This is a genomic window from Bradyrhizobium sp. 31Argb (assembly GCF_043638955.1).
Taxonomy (GTDB): domain Bacteria; phylum Pseudomonadota; class Alphaproteobacteria; order Rhizobiales; family Xanthobacteraceae; genus Bradyrhizobium.
Map to the genome: position 1 here is coordinate 1 of NZ_JBEGDB010000413.1, position 5127 is coordinate 5127.

General features: G+C 63.4%; 6 protein-coding genes. 3 read left to right on the forward strand and 3 right to left on the reverse strand.

What is annotated here, in order from left to right; all coding sequences use genetic code 11:
• The first annotated feature begins 84 nt into the window (after window positions 1-84).
• Window positions 85-870, forward strand: coding sequence for a hypothetical protein (locus AAFX91_RS38840; protein WP_130581213.1), 786 nt, complete (start codon window positions 85-87; stop codon window positions 868-870).
• Window positions 871-905: 35 nt separating this feature from the next.
• Here AAFX91_RS38840 and AAFX91_RS38845 read toward each other — a convergent pair whose 3' ends face one another.
• Entirely contained in the window at window positions 906-1784 is an 879-nt protein-coding gene (locus AAFX91_RS38845; protein WP_394570029.1) for an HpcH/HpaI aldolase/citrate lyase family protein, read from the reverse strand.
• 95 nt (window positions 1785-1879) lie between these two features.
• Between AAFX91_RS38845 and AAFX91_RS38850 the strand changes: the two genes are divergently transcribed.
• Window positions 1880-2530: a carbonic anhydrase gene (locus AAFX91_RS38850; RefSeq protein ID WP_394570030.1), complete on the forward strand. Its 651-nt coding sequence runs from the start codon at window positions 1880-1882 to the stop codon at window positions 2528-2530.
• Window positions 2531-2569: 39 nt separating this feature from the next.
• Here the strand turns inward: AAFX91_RS38850 and AAFX91_RS38855 are convergent, their stop codons facing one another.
• Together AAFX91_RS38855 and AAFX91_RS38860 are read right to left on the reverse strand one after the other, a co-directional pair.
• Window positions 2570-3121, reverse strand: coding sequence for a TIGR00645 family protein (locus AAFX91_RS38855; RefSeq protein ID WP_394570031.1), 552 nt, complete (start codon window positions 3119-3121; stop codon window positions 2570-2572).
• 37 nt (window positions 3122-3158) lie between these two features.
• On the reverse strand, window positions 3159-4193 hold the full coding sequence (locus AAFX91_RS38860) for an aspartate-semialdehyde dehydrogenase (RefSeq protein WP_394570032.1): 1035 nt from the start codon (window positions 4191-4193) through the stop codon (window positions 3159-3161).
• A 365-nt stretch (window positions 4194-4558) separates the two neighbouring features.
• On the opposite strand from AAFX91_RS38860, the gene AAFX91_RS38865 reads away from it, so the two are divergent.
• Window positions 4559-4954 carry a hypothetical protein gene (locus AAFX91_RS38865; protein ID WP_394570033.1) on the forward strand — a complete coding sequence of 132 codons (396 nt, stop codon included), beginning with the start codon at window positions 4559-4561 and terminating at the stop codon, window positions 4952-4954.
• Window positions 4955-5127 lie beyond the last annotated feature (173 nt).

A 5127-nucleotide genomic window follows, 5' to 3' on the forward strand; every position in this document is an offset into this window, starting at 1 on the left:
GGCTTCCTCCTAAAAGAAAGCCTTGAATCACGTTCAATCTGATTTGAGAATCCCAAGAGTCCACACGGCCTAGAGGAACGACGCATGCGTCCGGACGTCGTCACCTTCTGGCATGGTCCGCTCGACCGGCTGCGGCTGACCTGCCTGCGTTCGCAGGTCGCCGCCGGCCACAAGGTCACCGTCTACAGTTTCGATCCGCTGCCCGGCCTGCCCGACGGCATCGGCAATGCCGAGGCCGAAGCGATCCTGCCGCATGCGTTCTCCGAGAAGCTGCGGCCGCCGGAACCGGATGGGAGCTGGCGCGGCTGGACCATCCTGCAGTTCAGCGATTTTTTCCGCATACGGCTGATGGCCGAACGCGCGGGCGTTTGGCTCGATGCCGATGTGCTGCTCCTGAAGCCGATCGAGATCGATCCGGCCAAGCCCTATTTTGCGTGGGAGCGGCCGCGCCAGCTCGGCAACTCCGTGCTTTATCTGCCGTCGGACGATCCGATCGTGCGCGCCTTCGAAGGATTGATGAAGCAGGAGGAGCTGACGCCGGAGTGGCTCGCGCTCCGTCATCGCGTTGTCTTCGCGCTGCGGCGCCTGCGCGGCGTTTCCAACCGTCTCTCCGACATCCGGATCTCCCTCTACGGCCCGCCGGCACTCACCGCGCTCGCCCGCCGCGCAGGGGAATTGCAATATGCCCTGCCGAAGCAGTCGTTCTATGCGGTGCATGCCGAACCGAAATTGTTCTTCGAGCCGCGCGACTACTCGAAATTGCTCGGCAATCCCGACGTCATCGGCCTGCACATCTCGCCGAAGGGCCGCGGCCGCGAGGCGCCGATCCCCGGAAGCCTCTATGCGTGGGCGGCCGAAAAATTTCGCTAACCCGTCGTCCCGGCGAAAGCCGGGACGACGGGAGGTCAATTCCTCACCGCCGCAATCGCATCTGCAATCGCGATCGTGCGCCGCGCCATCTCGGCGTGGAGCCGCTCCACCATGCGGCCGTCGATCTGGATCGCGCCGCGCGAGGCATTCTCCGGCTTGTCGAACGCGGCGAGGATCTTGCGGGCTTCCGCGACTTCTTCCGCCGGCGGGGTAAAGATCGCGTTGCAGGCTTCGATCTGGCCCGGATGGATCAGCGTCTTGCCGTCGAAACCGAGATCGCGGGCTTGTGCGCATTCGGCGGCAAAGCCGTCGACATTGGCGAAATCGCTATAGGGACCGTCGAGGATCTCCAGGCCGTGCGCGCGCGTCGCCAGGATGCAATGGGTGATCATCGGGATCATGATCGCACGGCCCGGCTGCATCTTGATCCGCGTCTCCTGGGAAATGTCGTTCGGGCCGAACACGAAACCGGCAAGGCGGGCTTCGGAATCCTTTGAGGCCGCAGCGAGTTCCTCGGCATGCAGCACCGCGCGCGCGGTCTCGATCATGGCCCAGACCCGGATCGAGGCAGGGGCGTTGATGTCGCTGAGGCGATCGGCAATCGCGTTGAGGTCGTCGACGCTGGAGACCTTGGGAACCAGGATGCCGTCGGGCTGAGCCTTGCCGGCCATGCCGATGTCGTCGACCCACCACGGCGTGTCGAGGCCGTTGATCCGGATCAGCACCTCGCGCTTGCCGAAGCCCTTGGCCGCCACGGCAGCCGCGATCTGGTCCCGCGCCAGGCCCTTGGCATCCGGCGCCACCGAATCCTCGAGGTCGAGGATGATGCCGTCGGCCGGCAGGTTGCGCGCTTTCTCCAGCGCCCGCGCGTTGGATCCGGGCATGAACAACAGGCTGCGGCGCGGACGGGTCATGATCGTTTCCTTTCGGTCGTTTCCATCCCGCCTATCATTTCGGCCATCGGTCCGAAAGCCTTGTTCCGATCACCGGCTTGTGGTTAGGCAAGGGCATGGAGCTCTTCCCGCAACATCTGCTCGACGGCTACCGGGCTTTCGCCACGCAGCGGCTGCCCACGGAACAGTCCCGCTACCGCGAATTGTCCGTGCGCGGCCAGTCACCCGAGGTGATGGTGATCGGCTGCTGCGATTCCCGCGTCTCGCCGGAAGTGATCTTCGACGCCGGGCCGGGTGAATTGTTCGTGGTGCGCAACGTCGCCAACCTGGTTCCGGTCTACCAGCCCGACAGCGGCGCCCACGGCGTCTCGGCGGCGCTGGAATATGCCGTCAGCGTGCTCAAGGTGAAGCACATCGTCGTGCTTGGCCATGCCCAATGCGGCGGCATCCGCGCGTTCATCGATAAGATCCAGCCGCTGTCGCCCGGCGACTTCATCGGCAAGTGGATGCAGATGTTCATCAAGCCCGGCGAGGTGGTCGAGCAGCGCGAGCACGAGACGATGCAGGACTTCACCATCCGGATCGAGAAAGCCGCGGTGTTCCGCTCGCTCGAGAACCTGATGACGTTCCCGTTCGTGCGCGAGCGGGTACAGAACGGCGAGACGAACCTGCACGGCGCCTATTTCGGCGTCGCCGAAGGCTCGCTGTTCGTGCTCGACCGGACGACGAAGGAATTCGTGAGTGCGCGAGCTGCGAGCAGCAAATAGGCTAACTCCACTCGCTATTCGCTACTCCCTATTCGCCAATCAATCCGCCCCGTGGCCGGCGCCCCAGCGGTCCGACAAGGCCAGGATCAGGGTCGAGATCACAAACACCAGGTGGATGCCGACCAGCCATCCGAGCTTCTGCGCGTCGAAGATCGCATCGATGTTCAGGAAGGCCTTCAGCACCTGGATCGCCGAGATCGCCACGATCGAGGAAGGCAGCTTCTGCTTCAGGCCGCCGAAATCGACCTTGGTCATCCATTCCGGCCAGTCCGGATGGCCGGCGGGATCGATCCGGGAAACGAAGTTCTCATAGCCCGAGAACACCACGATCAGGATCAGATTGCCGGTCAGCGACACGTCGATCAGTGAGAGCACGCCGAGGATGATGTCGGATTCCTTGGCGTACGGCACGTGCAGGATGAACTCCCACAGCAGTGCGACGAACTTGTAGAGCAGCACCGCGAGGCTGACGACGAGACCGAAATAGAACGGCGCCATCAGCCAGCGGCTGTTGAAGATCAGGCTTTCGAAGCCGATCTCAATGCGTTTCAGCCTGGGATCAGGCCGATAGGGAACCGGCTCGTCGGTCATCGATTCCGGCTCCCCGGTCATTCACCAATCGCGACTCTCAGGCCGCCTTCTTCTTGGCGGTGAGCAGCTTGCGGTTGATCAGGCATTCGGCGATCTGCACCGCATTCAGCGCGGCGCCCTTGCGCAGATTGTCCGACACGCACCACAGCACGAGCCCGTTCTCCACCGTCGCGTCCTCGCGGATACGGCTGATATAGGTGGCGTCCTCGCCGGCAGCCTCATAGGGCGTGACGTAGCCGCCGGGCTCCGGCTTGTCGATGACGAGACAGCCTGGCGCGTTGCGGAGAATGTTGCGCGCCTCATCGGCCGAGATCGGGTTCTCGAACTCGATGTTGACCGCTTCCGAATGGCCGACGAAGACCGGCACGCGCACGCAGGTCGCGGATAGCTTGATCTTGGGATCAAGGATCTTCTTGGTCTCCGCCATCATCTTCCACTCTTCCTTGGTGTAGCCGTCCTCCATGAAGACGTCGATGTGGGGGATGACGTTGAAGGCGATGCGCTTGGGGAATTTCTTGTTGATCAGCTCGTCATTGGTGTAGACGGCCTTGGTCTGCGAGAACAGTTCGTCCATCGCGTCCTTGCCGGCACCCGAGACCGATTGATAGGTCGACACCACGACGCGCTTGATGGTCGCCTTGTCGTGCAGGGGCTTCAGCGCCACCACGAGCTGCGCGGTCGAGCAGTTCGGATTGGCGATGATGTTCTTCTTGGTGAAGCCCGCCGCCGCGTCCGCATTCACCTCCGGCACGATCAGCGGCACATCCGAATCCATGCGCCAAGCCGACGAATTGTCGATCACGACAGCACCGGCGGCGCCGATCTTCGGCGACCATTCCTTCGACACCGCGCCACCCGCCGACATCAGGCAGATGTCGACATCGGAGAAGTCGTAATGCTCGAGCGCTTTGACCTTCAGGGTCCGGTCGCCATACGAGACGTCGACGCCGACGCTGCGGCGCGAGGCCAGCGCCACCACCTCGTCAGCCGGGAATTTGCGCTCGTCCAGAATGCCGAGCATTTCCCGCCCGACATTACCGGTCGCACCCACCACCGCGACTTTGTAACCCATCGTTCACTCTCCGAGGAAAAATGCTCGCCTGCCGCATCCGGCGGCTCAAGGAAGCGCAGCGCTTCTATGCGAGAAACGCCGTTAAGACAACGTTAGTCGTAGCGCTTCGCCGGTTTGGCCGCCTGTCCAGGTGACCTGATGTAATCACTCAGGCGCCGGCCGCTACCGGCTGCGGCGTCCTTCGATGATGGCGATATCGCGGCAAGGCACTGGTTTTCATGAAACTTTTGCGCTCGCCGCGGCATTATTGCGCGCGGGTGTGGCGCATTTGACCTAGTGGCGGCAGTTGCGCCAAGGCTACAATGTGACCAAATCAGATGGGGCGACCTGCCGGCATCCGGTCGGGGCACAGTGACGAGGATGAAATGACTGCCAGATTTCCTGCTACGACCAGGTTCGCGGTATTCTTTGCCACCGCTGCGGCGGTGGTCGGTCTCCTCGCCAGCCCTGCCGATGCCCAGAGCAGGCGTCAGGACCAGCTCCGGTATGACCGCGACGGCCGGGTCACCTACGGAGGCCAAGGGCCCAACCGTTCCTACCAGCAGGGACCGCGCACGCGCGTCTTCGTGACCACGCGCTCCTGGCTCGATGCCGGCACCGAGGTGCTGCCAGGCGACCGCAAGTTCCAGGACTACGCCTTTCCGTCGCCGTTCGGGTACCCGGACTTCGCGCGGGAAAACCTCAATCGGCCGATCGATCGCCAGCCACTCAACCCGCCGTCGGATCTGGGCGGCGAGCCGACCAGGTTCCCGCTGTATTGAGCGCCTGTAGCCCGGATGGAGCGCAGCGTAATCCGGGATAAGTCTCTGAACTGCACCCCTTATCGTGAGACACGATAATCAGGGACAGGAGCCCGCCGCTTGAGGCGGCAGGGCGGGTTGATGGGTTAGGGCCAGGTTGCGGGGCTGCTGCGCAGCAGCCCCGCAACCTGGTA